The following is a 20,602-nucleotide window of genomic DNA, read 5'->3' as shown; positions in this document are numbered from 1 at the left end:
TCACTTGCAAGTTGGGGCGAGGGTTTTGGCGGCTGCCTGGTCGTCGCGGGTGATGGGGAGCTTGTACTTCGCCGCGACGTGGAGGTAGCGGGCGACGTAGGTGCAACGGAACGACTTGTTGAGGGGGAGCCATTCGCCCGGACCCTGGTCGGACTTGCTGGCGTTCGTGGCGCCGTCGACGGCCAGGAGGTTGTCGGTCAGGTCGTTCGCGAAGTCGACTCGACGCTGGGCCGGCCAGGTCGAGGCGCCGAGGTCCCAGGCTCGGGCGAGTGGGTAGATGTGGTCGATCTGCACCTTGCTCGCGGCTGCTTTGCGGAAGGTGATCAGGCGGCCGGTGTACGGATCGAGCAGTTGGCCGGACATCACCACGCAGTGCTTCGGGCCGGCCTTGTAGGTGACGTCGGTGAGTTGCTTGGCGAGGACGTTGTTGCGGGTGTCGCAGCCGTCGTGGCCGCCCGGGCCGGTGTGGTTGTCGGACCAGGGCTGACCGAACGAGCAGGCGCCGGACTTGCCGCAGTCGCGGTCGTAGCCCTTCACCTTGGGACGGGTGGCGACGACTTTCAGGAGGGCGAGTTCTGAGCGGATCGAGCTTCCCGAAGTACCGGCTGGTTGTTGCTCGATCGGGGTGCAGGCGGTGGTGGAGAGGAGAAGCAGCGAGAAGAGCAGGACGGCAGGGCGGGCAGAGGTCACCGGCGGGTTCTATCAGCACGCGCGGCGACGGGAACCGGCGGGCATGCTGGGGGATCCCTACGTGCCCGCCAGTGCGGAACCGGATCAGGCCAGGGAGTCGACGGCTGTCTGGATGAGGTCGGCGACGGCCTGGGGCTGGGAGACGTAGACCGAGTGGCTACCGGGCACCTCGCGGACGGTGGCGCCGGCGCGCTTGGCCATGTCGTGCTGGACCGGCGGGGGGATCATCCGGTCGTCGGTGGCGACCAGGTACCAGCTCGGCTTCGAGCGCCACGCGGGCTCGGTGATCGTGCCGCCCGCGCACCGAGGCCCCACGGGATCTGCGAGTCGGCCATGAAGGCTGCCTCGTCGCTGGGCAGGTCGCCGGCGAAGGAGTCGTGGAACTTCTCCCGGTCGAGGAAGAGGAAGCCGTCCTGCGGCGGCAGGATCGGCGGTACGGGCGCACCGGGAGCCGGGTTCGAGGTCAGGGTGACGACCGACTCGTCCTTCTCCGGCGCGAAGGCGGCGATGTAGACCAGGCCCGCCACCTTCTCGTGCCGGCCCGCCTCGGTGATGACCGCGCCGCCGTACGAGTGGCCGACCAGGACCACCGGGCCGTCGAGCTGGTCGATGATCTGGTGGGTCGCGGCGACGTCGCCTTCGAGGGTCAGGGTCGGGTTCTGTACTACGGCGACGCGGTGCCCCTGCGCCCGCAGCCGGTCGTAGACGCCGCGCCAGCCGGAGCCGTCGACGAAGCCGCCGTGGATGAGCAGGATGGCCGGTGCGTTCATTTCGTCCTCCAGGGGTGGTTGGTGATGAGGACGAAATTAGGGTGGGAACCCTCGTCGTCGCTGCCGGGAAAACCCTCGGCCCGCCCCTCGCTCCCGTTGACGAGGTAACGGATGATGTCCGGGTGGATCAGGTATCGGCGACCGCCTACGGCCTGTTCGGCCGTGACGACGCACTGCAGGCTGTGAGCGACTTGCTGGAGCACGGTGGCAGCGCTGCGGTGACGGGCGAGCCGGGGTTCGGCAAGAGCAGTCTGCTCAAGGTCGCCGGCCAGTTGGCGCAGCGGCGGGGTCGCCGGGTGCTGGCGATCAGTCCGACCCAGTTCGACCGGGGGCTGCCGTTCGCCGGTCTGGCCGAGTTGGTGAACCAGTGCCCGGACGGCGTACTCGATCAGCTGCCCGGTCCGCAGCAGCGGGCACTGGCGATCTCCCTGCAACGTGCCGAGCCGGAGGGGCGCGATGCGGACGCCCTGGCCGTGCCGCTGGCCGTCCGTGGGCTGCTGGCCAGGCTCTGCGAGATCAGCCCGGTCACCCTGGTCATCGACGACCTGCAGTGGCTGGATCAAGCGAGTGAAGGCAGCCTGGCCTTCGCAGTACGGGCTGTGGACCCCGAGCGGTTGGGCGTACTGGTCGGGATGCGGCCTGATCCGGATGCGGGTGCTGCGCTGCTGCAGTCATTGCCCGAGCCGCGGCGCGATGTCCGGCTCCAGCCGTTGGAGGACTGGGCGATCGGCCAGCTGCTGCGTGAGCGGCTCGGGAGGCGGTGGACTCCGCCGATGGCTGCCGGTGTGGCGCGCGCGAGCGGCGGTAACCCGTTCCTGGCGTTGATGATCGCGCTGGCGATGCAGTCGGACGTCTCGAAGTGGCGCTGGAGTGCTCAGCAAGGCCAGGACCCGATCTTTCCCCTCCCGCCGAGTCTGTCCGGGCTGCTCAGCGAAAAGGTCTCGCTGTTGCTGTCGGCGGCCGCTCGCGAGGTCCTGCTGCTGGTCTCAGCGGCCGGGCGGCTCACGGTGTCGCAGCTGCAACGGATCGTCGAAGAGGGCATGCTCAGGTCCGCCCTCGAAGCGGCCGACGACGCCGACATCGCGCGGATCGGGGCCGGATCGGTGGTCGGCTTCACTCACCCGCTGCTGGCCTCGGCCATCTACGACGCCGCTGCGCCGGCTGATCGACGACGAGCGCATCGGGTACTCGCGGACAAGCTCGAAGATCCGGTCGAGCGGGCCCGGCACCGGTCGAAGTCGATCATCGCTCCCGACGAGATGGTGGCCACTGAGCTGGAACGCGCGGCCGAGATCTCCCGCAGTCGCGGTGCCCAGCAGCTGGCCGGGGAACTGCTCGAGGGCGCGGCGGTGGCGACGCCGTCCGATCTGGACACGACCAGCAGCTTCAACCGTTGGACCCGAGCGGTCGACACCTACCTCGGCGCCGGTGATGCGCTGGCGGCCCGGACCGCGCTGGAGAAAGGTTCGGCCCTGGCCGAGACTCCTGAGCAGCGGGCGCAGGTACTGCTGCGGGAGTCCCGGTTGGCGGGCGATGTGGTCGTCAGCAGGCCCAAGGCCGAGCAGGCGTTCCGGACGGCACCCGTTGGCAGCCCGGTCCGGGCCGAGATCCTGCTGGATCTGACCGAGTACCACCGGATGGAGGGACACGGCCGGCTGGTACTCCGGCTGATCGAGCTGACGATCCGGGCGGCCGTCGAAGCGAACCGGCCGGATGTCCAGCTGGCGGCACTGAACGTGCGGCAGAGCATCCACTGGCTCTGGGGGACCGGCGAGGGGCGGCGGACGCTCGCCGAGATCGATCGACTGGTCGCCGAGTCCGCGATCGAACTCTCCGCCGCGGAACGGGCGTACGCGCACAGCTTCTACGCGGACTGGAACGACGAGGCGGCCGAGGGAGTCGTCCGGGAGGGCATCGAGCGAACCGTCGAGTCCGGCCGGTACGGCGATCTGTCCAGCCTCTACATCACCCTCGTGCTGGTCCTCATCCGCGCCTCCAAGGTGCCGGCCGCCGCGGCGGCGTTGGACGAAGCAGGTCGGGTGAGTGCCTGGGTCAGCGGCTTCGGGCTGCAGGAGTACATGGCCCGCGTCCTGGTCACCGGCCACAGCGGTGAGCTGGAGACCGCGCGCGAGCTGGCCCAGAAGGGCGTCGAACGGACGGGGGCGACCGGAGTGCCGTACTGGCAGGCCGGGTTCCTGGCACAGCTCGGTTTCGTCGAGGTCTCGGCCAGGAACTGGCAGGCCGCCCTCGTCCCGCTCCGCGAGCTGGCCGGGATCTTCGCCCGGTACGAGTTCGTCGATCTGGAGCAGCTCCTCTGGCAGGTCGACTACGCGGACGCCGCTTTGCAGGTCGGCGCGTTGGACGAGGTCGATACAGCCGTCAAGCTGCTTCGCCGTCAGGGCGCGGCCGGCCGCCCCGAGGCAACCGTCGCGGCGGACCGTTGCCAGTCTTTGCTCACAGCAGCCCGAGGCGATATCGACACTGCGTTGGTGGAGCTTCGCCGTCTTGCGGACCTGTCAGGAGCCGAGTCTCCGTTTGAAGCCGCCCGGACCAAGTTGGCCTTGGGCCAGGTCTACCGCCGCGCCGGCCAGAAGGGCCTGGCCAACGAAACCCTCACGGCGGCAGCAAAAGCCTTCGACGACCTCAACATCCCCCGCTGGGCCGAACGCGCCCGCGACGACGCCGACCGCATCGGCCTGCACCCCAGCACTTCGATGCTCACGGCAACAGAACGACGGGTGGCCGAACTAGTGGCCGCCGGCCGCTCCAACCAGGAGGTCGCTGCCGAACTGTTCCTGTCCGTCAAGACAGTCGAAGCCAACCTCACCCGCGTCTACCGCAAACTCGCCGTCCGGTCCCGAACCGAACTGGCCAACAAACTCAAACCCTGATCAGCTCTTGCCGGTGAAGGCTCCGATCGCGATGCCGATCACCGCGGCGTTGTAGAAGAAGGCCAGCACCGAGTGCCACAGCACGGCGTGCCGGATCCGGCGGTCGGTGATCTCGACGTCGGAGGTGGCGAAGGTCGCGCCGACGGTGAAGGCGAAGTACGCGAAGTCGAGGAAGTTCGGCGTCTCGGTACCGGGGAACCTGATGCCGCCGCCGCGCTCGAAGTACAGGTTCGCGTAGTGCATCGAGTAGCCGCTGTGCAGGATCAGCCAGGCCAGTACGACGGCGACCGCGGCCAGCGCCCTGATCGCCGACAGACTGGCGAAGCTGTCCTCCAGCTCGGCCTCGATCGCGTCGACGCTCACGATCAGCAGACCGCTCGACAGCCCCGCCGCACTGGCCAGTACGACCGCGCCGAACCGCAACCGCATCCACCGCGCCGGCAGCAGCCAGTCGGCCGGCTCGCCGGTCGAGGTCCGGCCACGCCGCATCGCCCGCACCTGACGACCCACGAAGACAAGCGCGAGCACGTCCCAGCCGACCAGCGTCAGCACCGTCACCTTGTCAGGTACCGACACAACCCACAGAACCAGCAGCAACACCACACCCGCCACCGCGAGCAGTACCCGGACAGCCCCGTCAACCCGCACTCTGGCCACCCGCGGATCGTAGCCACTCAAACCGGCTGAACCCCCGAACTCGTTGCCATCGGCCACGGCGCGCCGCACAAGAGGGAGGGCTCCTCCCGCGCCGGCATCGTCCGGCGAGAAGTTGCTTTAGGCAAGCATCTCGTCGCGGCGGGGCTGCTGTACTTCTGCACATAGCTGCAAAATCGAGGCGGTCGCCGGGGGTGGATTGCTATAGTCCTCGGCTCTAGCGACTCGCGTTGCGACCGGTGTTCGGCCAGGTTGGAGCGCAGCTCAGGATGGAGTGGACTGTGCCTGACCGTAGCAGTGCGTCGCTCGGTGAATCATGACGGACAGCCGGCCGAACGGGACGGACGCGGGCGCGACGATCTGGTTGACGGGATTGCCCAGTTCGGGCAAGAGCACGATTGCCAGGCACGCGGCGAAGCGGCTGGAAGGTGACGGCCATCGGGTCGAGATCCTGGACGGCGACGAGATCCGCTCGAGGTTCGGCGCCCGGGGGTTCACCCGGGCCGACCGCGACCTGAACGTCCGGCAGATCGGCTGGGCCGCGGAGTTGCTGGCCCGCCATGGAGTCAAGGTGCTCGTTCCGGTCATCGCGCCGTACGCCGAATCGCGGCTGGCGGTCCGCGAGCAGCACGAGCTGGCCGGGGTCCGGTTCCTCGAGGTCCACGTCGCCGCACCGGTGGAAATCTGTTCCCGCCGCGACGTCAAAGGCCTGTACGCGTTACAACGTTCGGGACAGCTGACCGGACTGACTGGTGTGGACGACCCGTACGAATCACCGGAGTCTCCTGAGTTGTGCCTGCGGACCGAGGCGTTCGAGATCGACGAGACGGTCGACCAGTTGATGGCGATGCTGTCCTTCCGAGGTCTGGTCTGACTCGGAAGGACGCCTTCAGGGCTTCCCGCAGTGCATCGTCGATCTGGATGGCCCAGTCGTCCGTGTAGGTTCGACGCCATGCGAGTGGGTGGAGGGGGCGACTCGGCGGTTGTGGTGGTGACCACTATGCCGCTGTCTACGGCCGCCAGGGCGGAGCTCAGCGAGACGCTCGGCGACGGCTACGTCGTGGTGGACATCAAAGATGCGCCGGACACCGCCAACCTGCTGCTCACGCCGGTGGTGAGCGGCACGTTGCTCGGCATGCTGCGGGGCATGTTCCCGCAGGCCCGGATCCTGTTCACCGAGTTGCACGACGACGGTCACGGCATCAGCCTGTCCGGACCGCTGTCCCGGATCGTGGCGCAACAGCCGGACGGGTACTACGTTGCTCATGCCCTCGACGCGTTGGCGCCCATCGTCCAGTCCGAAGCCAGGCTCCAGTTGTCAGGCAGCTCGCGACGGACTCCCCCGCGCATCGCGCTCTCCACGCGAGCCGACGAGACCCCCAAACCGCCCCGTGCGGTGTCGCCCCCGGACCTGCCCAACACGCCTGACCTCGCGGAACCCATGGTCAACGCAGTCATCTGGATCGACCACGACGCAGGTCCGAACCCGCCGCTGGGGCACGTGCTGGATCTGGGTCCGATCGACGACCTGGTTACGCAGATTCTCGGGATCCCAAACCCTCGCGAGGATCTCCTGTGGGCAGCCCTGACCGCCGAGTGCGCCATCCGGATGCTGGCGTTCGGCGGCAAGAACGTGCTGGTGGACGTGGGAGGTTTGGCGCCACCGATAGCCGCGGAGCTTCAGATCCGGATCAGTAGCGAAGGGGTCGAGCAGTTCCCTTGGAGCGTGTGAGCCCGACGTAGCCCCAGCCCTCGGTTGACCGGGTGAGGTCGAGGAGCCGGCCGGGGCGAAGCTGACAGCTGACAGTACCGGCCGGCGCCGGTATCGCAGATGCTCGGGCAGCGCCCCACCGCGTCCACCGGACTGAGAGGACGACATGTTCCAGCTCTTCGAACGGCCCGGGCCCCTCGAGCCGCCATCCATCTACGAGGAGATGCGGGAGAAGGCGCCCGTGGCGCGCGTCCCCATGCCCAGGTTCGACAATGCCTGGCTCGTGACGTCGTACGACGCGGTGGCGACCGTGCTTTCCGACCCCCGTTTCGGCGGGGCTCCTCCGGCCGCCGAGGCCGAGGCCGAGGGTGCCGTCGACGGGCGTGCGCGCATCCGTCGGCTCGTCACCCGCGGGCTCACCGCTCGCCGGGTGGAGGCGGTGCGTCCGTACGTCGAGGAGATGGCGCACGGCTACGTTGCCCGGATCACCGCGCAGAAGGTCGATGCGTCGCACCCCATCGACCTGGTGGAGACTTTCTCCGCTCCGCTGGCGATCAACGTGCTCGGCGAGTCCATCGGCGTGCCTGTGCAGGAGCGAGCAGCCTTGCGCGGGTGGGCCGAGGAGGCGCTGCTGATCGGCAACGTGCCCAACGGCGAGCGTATGCGCCAGGGGATGGCGGCCCTCGAGGCTTACGTCAAGGACCTGGTGGCCGCCAAGCGTAAGAGCCCGGGCGACGACCTGCTCAGCGACCTGATCGCCGTCCGTGACACCGAGGACGGGCGCCTCGGCGACGAGGAGCTCACCTCGCTGATCATGGTCCTGCTGGAGGGCGGCTACCTCAGCCCGCGCAACGCGATCTCGGTGGCCGTCCTGCAGGGCATCGTGGAGGGGCGAACCCGCGAGACCGATCCCGACGTCGACGAGGTGCTCCGGCTCCTCGCCGGTCTGACGGGCGAGGCGCTGCCCCGCTGGGTGCAGCAGGACCTTACGCTCGAGGGCGAGCAGCTCGTCGCCGGTGACATGGTGCTCGCCCGCCTGGAGGCGGCCAACCGCGACCCCGAAAGGTTCCCCGACCCGAACCGCTACGTCGCGGGGCGCGGTGTCCCGCATCTGACGTTCGGCCGCGGTCCGCACCACTGCCTGGGGGCCGCACTCGCGCGCATGGAGCTGGGCGCGGCCCTCACCGTGCTCGCGCGCGAGTTGCCGGGCCTCCGGCTGGAGACCGCGGTCCAGGACGTGCCGTGGTCCTACGGCTTCGCCGACTCCGGGCCGGCCACCCTCCACGTCTCCTGGTGACTGCTGAGGGGTTGCGGGCCGGGCCTCACTGACAAGATTCCTGAGAAGCACGAGGCGCCCGCCCCCTCAACGGGGACGGGCGCCTCAGCGTGCGCCTTGACGAGCAGCCCACAGATCAGTCGGCCACGACCTGGTCGAGGGGCGTGTCGAGCACGCGGAGCCCGCGCGCGACGAGGGTGCTGATGGCGATCAGGGCGAGCAGGCCGGCGAAGATGCCGGTCGCCGCTGCCGGGCTGATGGCCGAGGCCAGCAGGCCGGCGGCGAGCGCGCCGACCCACCGGATCGACGACGCGCCGAACTCGATCGCGCTGGAGGCCCGGCCGATCAGCCGGTCGGGAATGATCCGCGCCTGATAGGAAGAGAAGAGCACGTTGAGCGGCGAGACGACGAACATCAGCACCGCCATCAGGACGCCGACGGCCCAGGCGGTGGTGACTACCGCGATCCCGGCGACCGCTAGCGCCATCAGCCACGAGGCGACGATGACCAGCAGGCGGCCGGGGAGCGCGCGGACGATCCTGGCGGCGACGAGCGCGCCGACGAGGCCACCGACCGCTCCGATGGCGTTGACCGCGCCGACCAGCGCCGGGCTGCCGCCACGGGTGTGCACCAAGACGATGACGAGGATCAGCAGGCCGGCCGCGCAGGCGTTGATGAGGGCGGCCCAGACCAGGACGAACCGCAGGTAGGCGTTGGCCATGATGAAGCGGATGCCTCCGCCGATGCTCTTCAGCACCGGCTCGCGTGCCTCGTTCTCGTCGAGGTCGGGACCTAGCGGCCGGCGGATCATCAGCACGCCGACGATGTTGACCACGAAGGAGATCGCGTCGACCAGGAATGGCAGGAACCGTGCCAGGCCGTACAGCACGCCTCCGATCGCCGGCCCGGCCAACCGGATCACCATTCCCCGGGCTTGCATCAGCGAGAAGGCGGTGGGGAGCTGGTCCTGGTCGACCACGCGGCGTAGTGCGGCATACTCCGCGCCACCCGAGAGACCGCCCGCGAGCCCCTGCAGGAACCCGACCAGCACGATGTGCGGGATGGTCACGTGGTCGGTGAACACCGCGATCGTGACGGTGATGACTGCCACCGCCTGGATCGACGGACTGAGCAGCATCAGGGTCCGGCGCGAGAACTGATCCGCGAGCGCACCGCCGACCAGCAGTGTCACCACGTAGCCGATGCTGACTGCTGCCTCCACCGCGCCGGCACCGGTAGCGGAGCCGGTCACCGCCAGGACGAGCAGCGGATAGGCGACGACCGCCAGGGCGGTGCCGAACTCCGAGAGCGTCGCCCCGATCCACCACCCGGTGTAGTCGCGGTTGCGGAACAGGAGCCCCCGGGCCCGCTGCTCGGTGTCTTGGTCTACGGCGGGCGTGGTCGGATCGTCCATGGAAGGGCTGTATCGCTTTCGGGTTGGGGATCAGAAGATGATGCGGTCCGAGCTCGACAGCCTCGCCTCGCGCGAGTTGCGGAGGTTGCGGGTGACACAGATCCGCTTGAGCCAGCGGTCGTTGCCGTCGTAGCGGGCGGTGAACGGGTTGCGGCCGTGCACGGCCTTGTGGTTGTCCACGAAGCAGAGGTCGCCGGGCTTGAGCACGACCGGCTCCAGCACCCGATCGATGGCGCCGATCAGTCCCTGGATCGCTCCCCGGGCCGGCTCCTCGAGCTGGTCGACGTCCATGAAGTAGGGGTCGAGGCACATGTAGGGAGACCGGGCGGACCCCGAGAGGATCGGGCGCTTCTCGGCCCGGGTGTTCATCTCGCTGATCCGGGCGTAGGCGGCGTCGAGGAGCTCCGCGATCTCAGGGGAGACATCGCGGTCGGCCTGATTCTTCGGTCGGTGCGATTCGTCGGGCCGGATGTGGAAGAGAGGCTGGAAGAGGTGATCGACGTCGAGCTCGTCCCACGGGATCGAGTCCGCCATGGCGACGGTGGTCTCGACCTCGTCGGGGTTGCGTAGGCACAGGAGCCCGACATAGTCGCTGCGGAACGGGTGGAAGGCGTCCTCGGTGTGCCACCAGAGCAGCTGCTTGCTGCCCGTGCCGAGCTGGTCGTCCTCGTCGCCCTTGATCGGAAGCACGTCGTGCATGAGGTACCCGTCCTGCTGGGTCGACCAGCCGAACACGTCGCCGAGCAGCGTTCCGCACAGGAGGAACAAGATCTCCTCGGGCAGGGCGGAGGAGACTGTGTCGCGATCCCGCCAGTGGGCCGGCGTGCTGCCGATGCGCTCCTGGTCGATGGGGAGTCCTGAGATCACCGCAACGCCACTGGGCTCGGTGAGGCGGAAGTCGTTGAGGAAGCTGCGCACGCGCCGCGGGAGTTCGTGCGCGAGGACGGATGCGTTGAGTAGCAGCTCGCGGTCTTCGACGGTGGTGTACTTCTCGCTGATCTCACCGACCAGCCGATGAATGGCATCGATCTCCGAGCCGTTCAACGTCATCCCGTACATGCTACTCCTCGCATTGGTTCCGGTTGTGGTCAGCAGGCCCGGGACCGGGACGACGTACGCCTCCGCGAGCTCGAACTGGTGCGGAGCAGGTGGGTGGTGCGTCAGGCGCCGGCTGCGCCCGGAAGCGGGTGACGGCCATCGTTGTCCTGCCAGGTGTCGTCACGCCGCGATGGTAGGCCGGGTTGAACGCCCCCTGCGGCTGGCATTTGTCAGGGTCGCCCGCGCCGTCGGAAGACGCTGCGGACCCTTTCATCTGTCAGTGTCCGGCCCCGTGGCACCCGGTCATACAGTGAGGAACTCGTCGGGCAGTGAAGGGCGCCGACTCGATCCTGGGGATCCCAGGAGATCCGGTTCCAGCGCGAGAGCGAGCTGGACGAGCAGGAGGAGGCGGCCCGTGGCCCGGCAACTCGACGTTCTGTATGCGCGCACGGGCACCGACCGGTGACCGTGCTCGGTCGGGTCCCCGCAGCCGCGCTCGAGGACTGGTTCCGCGTGCGCTACTTCGACGCACGGGTGGACATCAGCAGCAGTGGGGTTCACCCGTACACCCTCGGCGAGGTCCGTGAGCTGACCGGCACGACCGCCGAGGAACTCGACGAGCTGGCCTTCCGCGACTCCCCGTCGTCCGGGCAGGAGAAGCTGCGCACGGCGCTGAGCAAGAGGTTCGAGCCGGGGCCTGGCCACGAGCCGCTGGTGTGCAACGGTTCCACGGAGGCCATCCTGCTGGCGGTGTCCGCCCTCGACCTCGGCGCCGGCGACGAGGTCGTGGTCACGACGGCGAGCTACCACGCACTCACCGCCCTCGCCGCGTCGGCAGGCGCCACGCTGGTCAGGTGGGAGCTCGACCTGACGGGCGGCCGGCCCGACCTCGATGCGCTCCGTTCCCTGGTCGGTCCCCGCACGCGCGCGGTCGTACTCAACTTCCCGCACAACCCCAGCGGGATCACCCTCACCGCTGCCGAGTACGACGAGCTCCTCGCGATCGTCGGCAGCAGCGACGCCTACCTGCTGTGGGACGCCGCCTTCGCCGAACTGGTCCACGATGCCGAGCCCCTGCCCGATCCCTCCCGCACCATCGAGCGCTGCGTCTCCTTCGGCACCTTGTCCAAGGCGTACGGCCTGCCGGGGCTGAGGGTGGGATGGTGCATCGCGCCGTCCACGCTGGCTCGCGAGCTCGTACGGATGCGCGACTACGTCACCTTGAACACCTCGCCCCTGCTGGAGGAGATCGCGGCGCGGGTGGTCGAGAACGCCGACGCGGTGCTCGGGCCGCGACTGGCGGAGGTCCGGGCCAACCGGGCCACCGTCGTGGATTGGCTGGCGGCTCATCGCGACATCGTGGCCGGGTTCGCGCCCGGCGGTGGCGTGACGTTCTTCCCGCAGGTCCTCGGGGTCGAGAACACCAGGCCGCTGTGCGAGGTCCTCGCTGACGAGCACGGCGTACTCACCGTCCCCGGTGATTGCTTCGACCACCCGGACCGGATCCGGCTGGGCTTCGGCGCTCCCGGGCCCGACGTCGCCGCGGGGCTGGACGTCCTCGCTCGCGTCATCCGGCAGCAGGACCGGCGATGATGACGAAGGGCGACGGCGACGGCGCCATGCTCTCGCAGCCGAGCCCGTTCGCACGGCCAGGGGACGCCGACCTCGACGAGGTCGAGCGCGCGGCCTGGCTCGAGTTCAACCAGGCGCCGGTGAACTCGGGCGGCCACCCGTCGAGGCTGCTGCCGTGGCTGGCGCAGGCCGCACGGGACCATCGTGACCGTCCCGCGGTGTCGGCCGACGGCCAGGTGCTCACCTACGCCGAGCTCCACGAGCGGGCCGAAGCGCTGGCAGCCCACCTCCGAGGATCGGGCGTGCGGCCGGGGGACACGGTCGCCGTGGTCGCCACCCGGACGGTCGTGCCCTACCCGGCGCTGCTCGCCGTGATTTCGGTGGGCGCCGCCTACGTCCCGCTGAACCCCGACGACCCCACGGACAGGCTCCGGCTGATGCTGGAGGACTGCGGGGCCTTGACCGTCCTCTCCGACGTCTCGAGCGCACCGAAGGTGCAGCCGCTGACCGGCCTGGTGCCGACATGCGCCGTGCTCGACGCGGGCGGGGCAGTGGACGGGTGGCAGGACTGGTCCGGGGTTCCGGCGGCAGACCGGCTCGCACCGGTACCCGAGGCAGGGGCTCCGGAGGACACCACCGCCTACGTCATCTACACGTCGGGCACGACGGGGCGGCCCAAGGGCGTGCGTGTCGCGGAGTCCAGCGTGCTCAACCTCGTGCGGTGGTTCCATGACCTGCACGGGACCGTCGCCGGTGACCGCGTGGCGCAGAACGCACCCCTGACGTTCGATCCGTCGGTGCAGCAGATCTTCCCCGCGTGGACCGCCGGCGCCTGCCTGGTGGTCATGCCTGAGGTGGCCCTCCTCGACTCCCACGAGCTGCTGGTGTGGCTGCGCGAGGAGGAGATCACGCACCTCGACATGGTCACCTCACATTGGTTCCACCTGCTCGACGCGGCCGTCTCCAACCCCGGCCTGCGCGATCTCCCGCACCTGCGGTGGACCCTGGTCGGAGGTGAGAGTTTCACCTACCAGAGCACGCGGCAGTGGTACGACGTCGTCCGGTCGCCCGGCCTGCTCAACAACGTCTACGGCCCGACCGAGGCCACCGTGAACGCGACCTGCATCGTCGTACCTCCCGAGCGGACGGACGGCAAGGTCCCGATCGGGAAGCCGCTGCCGCACTACCGCCTCTACGTGCTCGACGACGCAGGCGGCCTGTGCGCGATCGGTGAGCAGGGCGAGCTCTACATCGCCGGCGCGGGGCTGGCCCAGGGCTACTGCTCGGAGGAGGCCACCCGGAAGGTGTGGCTCGACCACTGCGTCTTCGGCGACACGACCGAGCGCCTCTACCGGACCGGCGACCTGGCCCGGCTGGTACGCGATGTAGACGGCTCGCCGGTCCTGGAGTTCCGTGGCCGGGCGGACCGGCAGGTCAAGATCTCGGGATACCGCCTCGAGCTCGAGGAGGTCGAGATGGCGGCGAAGGCGTGCCGGGACGTGCGCGACGCCGCCGTCATGACCCTCGGGGATCCGCCGACCCAGCTCGTCTGCTTCGTCGTGGGCGATCTCGACGGGCCTGCGGCGGTCCGCGCCGAGATGTCGGAGAAGCTGCCTGCCTACATGGTCCCGCACATCGTCCTGCCGGTCGGCAGCATGCCGTTCACCGCCAGCGGCAAGATCGACCGGGCCCGCCTGCTCCAGCACCTCGAGCAGGTGCGCGCCGATCAGGCGGTCCTCGGCCGGAGCCTGACACCGACCGAGCAGCTGGTCGCAGACGTGCTGGGCCAGGTGCTCCGTGTCCCCGTGACCTCGTCGACGGCCGACTTCTACCTGCTGGGCGGGTCGTCCCTGCTCGCCCTGCAGGTCGCCGGCATGCTGCGCGATGCCGGGATGCCCATGCGCGCGACCGACCTCCTGTACCACTCCCGCGTCGAGCAGCTCGCGGCACACCTCGACCGGGAGCGCATCGTCCGATGACCGCACGCGTGGACATCACCGGCGTCCTACCACCGACGCTCTCCTTCTACGCCCAGCTGGGCGGCACCACGGACGTGGGCCGCCACCGCCCGCAGGTCGAGGCGCTCCCGCACGACGTGGACCGCATCACGGCAATCAACCACGCCCTCGTGGTGCACGAGCACATCGCCCCGGCGTACGGCGTCGTGCTGACCGACGAGGACCGCGGCACCGCGCACCACCGCTCGGTCGAACGGATACTGGACTTCGTCATTGCGCGGGACGGGCGGCCGCTCGACCAGCCGCGCGCGCCCACGGGCCGGATCGCCGGCAACTGCTGGCACTTCGTGGTGCTGCTGGTTGCCGCCCTGCGCGTCCACGGGACACCTGCCCGAGCGCGGTGCGGCTTCGCCGGCTACTTCAACGAGGGCCGGTTCGAGGACCACTGGGTCTGCGAGTACTGGCACGCCGAGGAGCAGCGCTGGGTGCTGGTCGACGCCCAGGTCGACGCGATGCAGCGGAGCCTGTTCGAGATCGACTTCGACCACCTCGACGTACCGCGCGACCAGTTCCTCGTCGCCGGTGAGGCATGGGCGCGGTGTCGTGCCGGCACCGCCGACCCGGAGGCGTTCGGGCTGAGCATCACGGGTCGTTTCGGGGAGTGGTACGTCGCCGCAAACCTGATGCGGGACGCCGTGGCTCTGCAACGACAGGAGGTGCTGCCGGACGATACCTGGGGGGCGATGCCGGGACCGGGCGACACCGTCGACGCCGGGCTCGCGGCCCTCCTCGACGACCTCGGCATGCTCACGCAGGCGCCCGACTCAAGGCTGGCCCAGCTCGAGCGGCTGTGTGCCGACGAGCGGCTGCGGGTGCCGGAGCCCCGACCGGGCGGGAGCTGAATCGGGGTGACGACGCCGGACCGGACCGTCTCCGGGCGGCGGCCCCACCCCAAGTGAGCGACCACGTCAGTGCCGGAAGGGAGTGTCCATGGAACCCAGCGGAGTGCGCTACCACGACGGGCTCGATTGCTACGTCGTGTGGGGCTGGGAGCCGGCCCGTGCCGCGATGGCCGACCCCGCCCTCATCAGCGACACCTTCGGGCCGATGAATCTGAGCTACCTGCCGGATGAGGTCCGCGACAAGTGTCCCGACCTGGTCAGTCTCGTCGAGCGCTGGTTCATCTTCCACGACGGCGCCGATCACCAGGCGGCACGCAAGGCCGTTCGCCCGCTCTTCTCCCCGCGCCACATCCGCGACATGGCGCCGGCGCTGGCGGTGATCGTGGAGGAGGTGCTGGACGAGGCGATGAGCTCCCCGGAGTTCGACTTCGTGACGGAGGTCGCGGACAAGGTGGCGGCTCGGGCGATCGCCCTGGTCCTCGGGTTCGAGTCGGCCTCGCAGGAGTCGCTGCACCGGTGGGGCCTGGCGCTGTCGAAGTTCCTGGGCGCGTCCTATCGCCCGGACTACGCGATGGAGGCCCAGGTCGCCATCGTGGAGCTGTCCGACTTCGTCCGGTCTACCGAGGCGACTCCCGGCGCCGTGCTGAGCCTGGCGTCAGGGGAGCAGGAGGACCGGGTGGCGACTGCGGCGATGATGGTGTTCGGCGGGCTGCAGACGACGGTCGGCCTCCTGGGCTTTGCCTGCAAGTACATGATCGAGTCCGAGGTCGCCCCGTCGACCGCCGGGGAGCGCAGCGCCCTCATCGAGCGCACCCTGTCGCACTGGGCGCCGCTGGGACATGTGGCGCGGGTGGCGGAGCAAGCGACGTCGATCGCGTCCACGCCGATCCCCGCGGGGAGCGCGGTCCTCATCTCGCTCGACGGCACCGACGTCCTCGATCGGCCCGGAACCCTGACGTGGGATCCGGAGGCGCCGAGTGGGGGCCCGGGACCGCTGGCGGACAAGGCGGTCCACCTGGCCTTCGGCTACGGCGTCCACCGCTGCATCGGCGCGCCGCTGGCGCGCCTGGTGGGTGACGAGGTGGTCCGTCAGTTCGTGGAGAAGGCGCCCGGCGCGAGGGTGGTCTCCGCGACCCCCAAGGCCAACCGCACCTATCGCGGGTTCAGCGAGCTGGTCGTGGGCGTCGCCGGCTGAGCCGGCGGCCATCGCGAGCAGGCGCTGGGCTACGCGGGTGATGCATCACATCTAGACGATGTCGAGGCGATTGGGCATCAGATCGGGATGGCTCGACATCAGCAGCTGGAGGGCCTCTTCGAGCACGTCCTCGTCGCGGACGCGGAGCGGGGTGTCCTCCCAGGCTTCGTCGGTGGTCAGCAGGTCGGCGAGGTCACCATGAATATGCACACCGCTGTGTCGCAGCGCGTCGATCCGGCGAGACGTCTCGTCCTCGATCCATCCACGCGCCGACGCCGGCAGGCGTATCTCTCTGCTGCGATCGGCGGACCGCATCAGCGGCAGCAAGGTGCCGTTGAGCAGCCGTCGTTGAGCCCGCACGTCCAACGAGGGTGAAGCTGCCAGGTTGAGGCGCCGGAAGAGCTCGGCCTGGACCCGGTCCAGGGACCTGTTCGTCGCTATGCCGTCCGTGTGCCAGGCCGTCGTCTCGATGCCCAGCGCCTCCGAGAACCGGCTCAGCAGCTCGGTCGGTTCGGCACCTCGCGGCGGGACCGTGACCACGTGGATGCGCGTGGGCGGCACGTGAGCGAGCCATCGGTTCACGATCAAGGAGGCGTCGGTCCATGGCGACCCGGTCTCGCGCTCGGCCACCAGGAAGTCGGGCAAGCTGGTGTCGGGGTAGACCATCTTGATCAGTTCCTGCCACAGCGAGGCCAGGATCGGGGCCAGGCTCCTGGCCATCACCACGACGTGCAGCCGGGCGGGAGCGAGGGAATCCACGACCTTCGCGACGTGCCTCTCGGTCGACCAGCCCAGCACCTCGTGCGAGATCAGCGAGGTGCCGTCGTGAGCGGCCACCCGTTCACACACCTGGGCCCAGAGCCCGGCCGCCTCCGGCATCTCGAAATGGATGAACTCGTAGTCCTGCAAGTCGGTCGTGGCCAGCCACATCTCGTTGGGGTGCTCACCGGGATGGTGATATCCCTGCCGAGCGAGATCATCGCGATTGCGCCACAGCAAATCCTGCAGATAGGTAGATCCCGTCTTCACCGGCCCGACATGCAGGTACACATCCTTCGTGGCCGCGAGATCGGAGTCGGCCTGGTTCATCGACATTCCTGTACCGCTTTCTTCGGGGCCGGATGGCGGATGGCGGCTGCCGCGTTCACGGCCTGGGACGGTTCGCCGAGGAAACCGGGGAAGCGCCGTTCGGGATCCCGGTCGTCGCGCACTAGCTGGTAGCGGATCCATGCGGCATCCGACATGACCCGGGCACTTCGGGTGGCGAGGTCGGTGTCGCCGAGATAGCACCCGGCCGACGACGGAGCGAGGTCGGCCATCGTCCGCGCCAGCCAGTCCTGACAACGGGTGTCCCCGGAAGGCGTGTCTGTGATTGCGTAGGCGGCGAAGTAGAGGTCGGTGTCCACCGAGAAGGCCATCTCCGGACGGGCCCGGCGTGCCGCGGGGCCCAGGTCGCCCAGGACTGTGAACGTCTGTGGCGTGGGGAGGGAGCCGAATGTCGGTACGAGCGCCCGGCACCAGTCATCCGCCGGACCGGTGAGGAACGCGTTGTCGACGTGGTAGCGGTGTCCCTCCGGGTTGGCTCGGTCCTGGGCAGCGAGGAGGTCGGCGAACGACACCCCAGAGGTCGTCTCGCGCGACAGAGCCCGCCCCCGGACGGGACAGGTCTCGAGCGCGCCGAGCGAGTCCGCGCCCCCGTCGAAGGACAGCGCGTCGACGACGATGACCTGGCCGAGGCCGGGAACCGTGCACCCGACCAGTGCCAGCTCTACCTCGTCGGGGACCGCGTGGCGGCACTCGGCGTACCAGGACAGGATCTCCGGTGCCGTGTCGACCGGATAGGCCCAGGTCGCGTGCGTCAGGTGCCGGAAGCGAGGGCGCGTCCGCAGCCGGAAGGAGGTGACGACGCCGGTGAAGCCGGGGCCGGAACCACGCGCCATCCAGAAGAGGTCGGCGTTCTCCTCCTCCGAGCAGTGTACGAGCTCTCCCGAAGCGGCGACCACGTCGAGGGACTCCACGTGTTCGACCGCCCAGCCCCAGCCACGCGTGTTCCAGCCCAGTCCGCCCTGCAGGAGGAAGCCGGCAACGCCCACCGAAGGTGCGTGCCCGACGGGGAAGAACCGGTCGTGGCGCGCCAGGAACGGGTCGAGGTCGTGCCCGCCGCGGGCGCCGGCGCCCACCGTGGCGATGCCCGTGGCGGGGTCGTAGGCCAGGTCGCGGAGGTTGGAGACGTCGATCAGGAGGGTCCGCTCGCGCAACGACCACGCGGTCCAGCTGTGCCCACCGGCCCGCACGGCGACCTGCCACCCCTCCTGAGCCGCCAGTCCGAGGCCGGCGACGACGTCGGCAACGCTGCCGGCCCGGAGCACGGCCAGCGGCCGTCGCGACGGAACCCGCTGGTTGAACAGGCCGGCCACCGACGCCTTCTCGAAGCCCGGGTCACCGACGCGCCACAGCCTCCCGTCCCACGGCTTCACGGGGCCACGTTAGGGGGCGCGGACGGCGCGCGTCCATGACCCATCGGACACTCTGCAACTTGCTGCAACGCAGCGGGATTTCCACGACGCGAAGCCGCTGACGCTGTTACGTTGCTGGCGATCAGCTGCGCCGAGACTCGGGATCCCGGCAGGTGCTGACTGTGAAACGGACCGGCCGAACCACCGCTCAGGGGGAGCCACCCATGGAGAAATTTCCGCATGCACGCACAGCGGCAACCAGCGCGGAGCCGGCCGTCGGGCCAACCGCGACGATCACCTGGGTGCACGGACCGCCCGGCGTCGATGACGACGGCCCGACCGGACGTCGCATCGACCTGCGCGAGGGCGAGTGCGTCGACTTCGGACGCGACCCCTCCTCGGGAGGCTGGAAGCCCGGCGCCCTGCCCCGGGTCGGCGCCTTCGAGGTCGAAGACGACCGGCTGATCATCTCGAACTTCACGACCAGCACCACGTTCGTGATCGAGAACCTCGAGGGCGGCAGCGAACTGGTCAAGGCCCGCCCGCGGCATATGGGGGTGTCGGTCCCCTTCGAGATGTCCCGCATCCTCATTCCCGCCGGGATGGACGTCTTCGAGCTCAAGGCGTTCGGTCCGGAGCCGCCGATGCTCGACGTCGAACGCGCAACCGACGACGGCAACGGCCCGCTGCCGCGCCTGGACACGTCCAGCAAGTACTTCGCGGTGCTCGTCGCGCTGTGCGAGCCGCGGCTGCGCGGCAACTCCATGGCGGCCGTCCCGTCGGTGCAGGAGGTCGTGACGCGACTGCAGGGCACCGACGGGTTCAGCCTGGCCAGCCGCAGCAGCATCAACTACCACATCGACTACCTGGTGGAGCAGAAGGTCCCGGTCACCCGTTGGGCCAAGCACGGCGACGACGGTCGGCGGCACTCCAAGCGGGAGGCGCTTGTCGCGTTCGCCCTGCGCTTCGACCTGGTCTCCGACGAGCACCTCGACCTGCTTCCCCAGTTGCCTCGCTCTGCCTGAGACCGGGTCAGCCGGCCTCCTTGATGATGCCGGCGAGGATGTCGGCCGCGTCGCGCACGTCGGCGGGCCCGAGGCCGCGGTGCGTCACCGCGCGGATCCGGCCGTGGCCGAACTCGCCGATGGCCAGGCCACGCTGACGGGCCAGGTCGACCACGGCGTCCACGTCGAGGTCACCGGCGGTCACCCGGAACAGCACGATGTTGGTCACGACCGAGCTCGCGTCGATGTCGATCCCGTCGACCTCGGCCAGCCGCTGCGCGAGGCGCGCGGCCAGGGCGTGGTCCTCGGCGAGCCTGTCGACCATCGAGGTCAGGGCCACGATGCCCGCGGCAGCGACCACCCCGGCCTGGCGCATGCCGCCGCCGAGCATCTTGCGTAGCCGGCGCGCCCGGGCGACGACGTCGCGGTCCCCGGCCAGGATCGAGCCGATCGGCGCGGAGAGCGCCTTGGACAGGCAGAACTGGAGAGAGTCGGCGACGCGGGCGATCTCCGCCGCGGGCACGCCGCTGGCGACCTCTGCGTGAAAGATCCGGGCTCCGTCCATGTGCACCGGAACCCCGCGCTCGTCCGCCAGGCGTCGTACGTCGTCCAGGTAGCCGGGGGCCAGCACCCGCCCGCCCATCCGGTTGTGCGTGTTCTCGAGGCAGACCAGGCCGGGGAGGGCGAACTGCGAGTCGTCGAGGTCGGGTGGCCAGCCCGCGTCGAGGTCGGCGAGTTCGAGCGTACCGTCGGGCTGGGTGTGGACGGGCTCGTAGACGATCCCGCCGCACACGCTCGCCCCGCCGGCCTCGTAGAGGTAGATGTCGCTCTCGTCCCCGACGATTGCTTTCCCGCCCCGCGGGACGTGCGCCATCATCGCGGTCAGGTTGGCCATCGTGCCGCTGGGCATCAGGCAGGCGTCGGTCTTGCCGACCCGCTCGGCCGCGAGCTCCTCGAGCCGCCTGACGGTCGGGTCCTCGGAGTAGACGTCGTCGCCGAGGTCGGCCATGGTCATGGCGGTGAACATCTCGGGGGTGGGCAGCGTGAAGGTGTCGCTCCGCATCTCGATCA

Annotated in this window: 18 protein-coding genes; 9 read left to right on the top strand and 9 right to left on the bottom strand. The window is 69.6% G+C overall.

The window, feature by feature from the left end; translation table 11 throughout:
• The 3 genes from AB0M15_RS15855 to AB0M15_RS15845 form a co-directional block, all read right to left on the bottom strand.
• The gene (locus AB0M15_RS15855; RefSeq protein WP_363818564.1) at positions 1-690 is read right to left on the bottom strand and encodes an HNH endonuclease family protein; all 690 of its coding nucleotides are present in this window, start codon (positions 688-690) and stop codon (positions 1-3) included.
• 84 nt (positions 691-774) lie between these two features.
• The gene (locus AB0M15_RS15850) at positions 775-918 is read right to left on the bottom strand and encodes a hypothetical protein (RefSeq protein WP_363818561.1); all 144 of its coding nucleotides are present in this window, start codon (positions 916-918) and stop codon (positions 775-777) included.
• Positions 915-1,460, bottom strand: a complete 546-nt coding sequence (locus AB0M15_RS15845; protein ID WP_363818560.1) for an alpha/beta hydrolase — start codon at positions 1,458-1,460, stop codon at positions 915-917. The genes AB0M15_RS15850 and AB0M15_RS15845 overlap by 4 nt, the downstream gene beginning before the upstream one ends.
• A 122-nt stretch (positions 1,461-1,582) precedes the next feature.
• Between AB0M15_RS15845 and AB0M15_RS15840 the strand changes: the two genes are divergently transcribed.
• Complete coding sequence (locus tag AB0M15_RS15840; protein ID WP_363818558.1) at positions 1,583-4,351, top strand: AAA family ATPase; 2,769 nt, start codon at positions 1,583-1,585, stop codon at positions 4,349-4,351.
• On the opposite strand, the gene AB0M15_RS15835 is transcribed toward AB0M15_RS15840, so the two are convergent.
• A complete protein-coding gene (locus tag AB0M15_RS15835; protein ID WP_363818556.1) occupies positions 4,352-5,008 on the bottom strand; it encodes a DUF1345 domain-containing protein in 657 nt (218 codons plus the stop codon).
• A gap of 313 nt (positions 5,009-5,321) precedes the next feature.
• Between AB0M15_RS15835 and cysC the strand changes: the two genes are divergently transcribed.
• From cysC to AB0M15_RS15820, 3 genes are all read left to right on the top strand, one after another.
• Positions 5,322-5,879, top strand: a complete 558-nt coding sequence (gene cysC, locus AB0M15_RS15830; protein ID WP_363818553.1) for an adenylyl-sulfate kinase — start codon at positions 5,322-5,324, stop codon at positions 5,877-5,879.
• 126 nt (positions 5,880-6,005) lie between these two features.
• Complete coding sequence (locus AB0M15_RS15825; protein WP_363818551.1) at positions 6,006-6,737, top strand: hypothetical protein; 732 nt, start codon at positions 6,006-6,008, stop codon at positions 6,735-6,737.
• 235 nt (positions 6,738-6,972) lie between these two features.
• On the top strand, positions 6,973-8,013 hold the full coding sequence (locus tag AB0M15_RS15820) for a cytochrome P450 (protein WP_363818548.1): 1,041 nt from the start codon (positions 6,973-6,975) through the stop codon (positions 8,011-8,013).
• Positions 8,014-8,128: 115 nt separating this feature from the next.
• Here AB0M15_RS15820 and AB0M15_RS15815 read toward each other — a convergent pair whose 3' ends face one another.
• Both AB0M15_RS15815 and gntD read right to left on the bottom strand, forming a co-directional pair.
• Complete coding sequence (locus tag AB0M15_RS15815; RefSeq protein WP_363818546.1) at positions 8,129-9,406, bottom strand: MFS transporter; 1,278 nt, start codon at positions 9,404-9,406, stop codon at positions 8,129-8,131.
• A gap of 30 nt (positions 9,407-9,436) precedes the next feature.
• A complete protein-coding gene (gene gntD / locus AB0M15_RS15810) occupies positions 9,437-10,456 on the bottom strand; it encodes a guanitoxin biosynthesis L-enduracididine beta-hydroxylase GntD (RefSeq protein ID WP_363818544.1) in 1,020 nt (339 codons plus the stop codon).
• A 450-nt stretch (positions 10,457-10,906) separates the two neighbouring features.
• Between gntD and vioD the strand changes: the two genes are divergently transcribed.
• From vioD to AB0M15_RS15790, 4 genes are all read left to right on the top strand, one after another.
• Positions 10,907-12,037, top strand: a complete 1,131-nt coding sequence (gene vioD, locus AB0M15_RS15805; RefSeq protein ID WP_363818542.1) for a capreomycidine synthase — start codon at positions 10,907-10,909, stop codon at positions 12,035-12,037.
• Positions 12,034-13,995, top strand: a complete 1,962-nt coding sequence (locus AB0M15_RS15800) for an amino acid adenylation domain-containing protein (protein ID WP_363818539.1) — start codon at positions 12,034-12,036, stop codon at positions 13,993-13,995. The genes vioD and AB0M15_RS15800 overlap by 4 nt, the downstream gene beginning before the upstream one ends.
• On the top strand, positions 13,992-14,876 hold the full coding sequence (locus AB0M15_RS15795; protein ID WP_363818537.1) for a transglutaminase domain-containing protein: 885 nt from the start codon (positions 13,992-13,994) through the stop codon (positions 14,874-14,876). The genes AB0M15_RS15800 and AB0M15_RS15795 overlap by 4 nt, the downstream gene beginning before the upstream one ends.
• Before the next feature lie 88 nt (positions 14,877-14,964).
• Entirely contained in the window at positions 14,965-16,071 is a 1,107-nt protein-coding gene (locus tag AB0M15_RS15790; protein ID WP_363818534.1) for a hypothetical protein, read from the top strand.
• Positions 16,072-16,122: 51 nt separating this feature from the next.
• On the opposite strand, the gene AB0M15_RS15785 is transcribed toward AB0M15_RS15790, so the two are convergent.
• Positions 16,123-17,160, bottom strand: a complete 1,038-nt coding sequence (locus AB0M15_RS15785) for a hypothetical protein (protein ID WP_363818532.1) — start codon at positions 17,158-17,160, stop codon at positions 16,123-16,125.
• On the bottom strand, positions 17,157-18,548 hold the full coding sequence (locus AB0M15_RS15780; protein WP_363818529.1) for an FAD-binding oxidoreductase: 1,392 nt from the start codon (positions 18,546-18,548) through the stop codon (positions 17,157-17,159). The genes AB0M15_RS15785 and AB0M15_RS15780 overlap by 4 nt, the downstream gene beginning before the upstream one ends.
• Before the next feature lie 203 nt (positions 18,549-18,751).
• On the opposite strand from AB0M15_RS15780, the gene AB0M15_RS15775 reads away from it, so the two are divergent.
• Positions 18,752-19,552: a hypothetical protein gene (locus AB0M15_RS15775; RefSeq protein WP_363818526.1), complete on the top strand. Its 801-nt coding sequence runs from the start codon at positions 18,752-18,754 to the stop codon at positions 19,550-19,552.
• Positions 19,553-19,559: 7 nt separating this feature from the next.
• On the opposite strand, the gene AB0M15_RS15770 is transcribed toward AB0M15_RS15775, so the two are convergent.
• A complete protein-coding gene (locus tag AB0M15_RS15770; protein WP_363820221.1) occupies positions 19,560-20,594 on the bottom strand; it encodes a GntG family PLP-dependent aldolase in 1,035 nt (344 codons plus the stop codon).
• Between the last annotated feature and the right edge of the window lie 8 nt (positions 20,595-20,602).

The organism is Kribbella sp. NPDC051718 (assembly GCF_040681515.1).
Classification (GTDB): Bacteria; Actinomycetota; Actinomycetes; order Propionibacteriales; family Kribbellaceae; genus Kribbella.
This window is presented reverse-complemented; position numbering and strand designations above follow the sequence as displayed.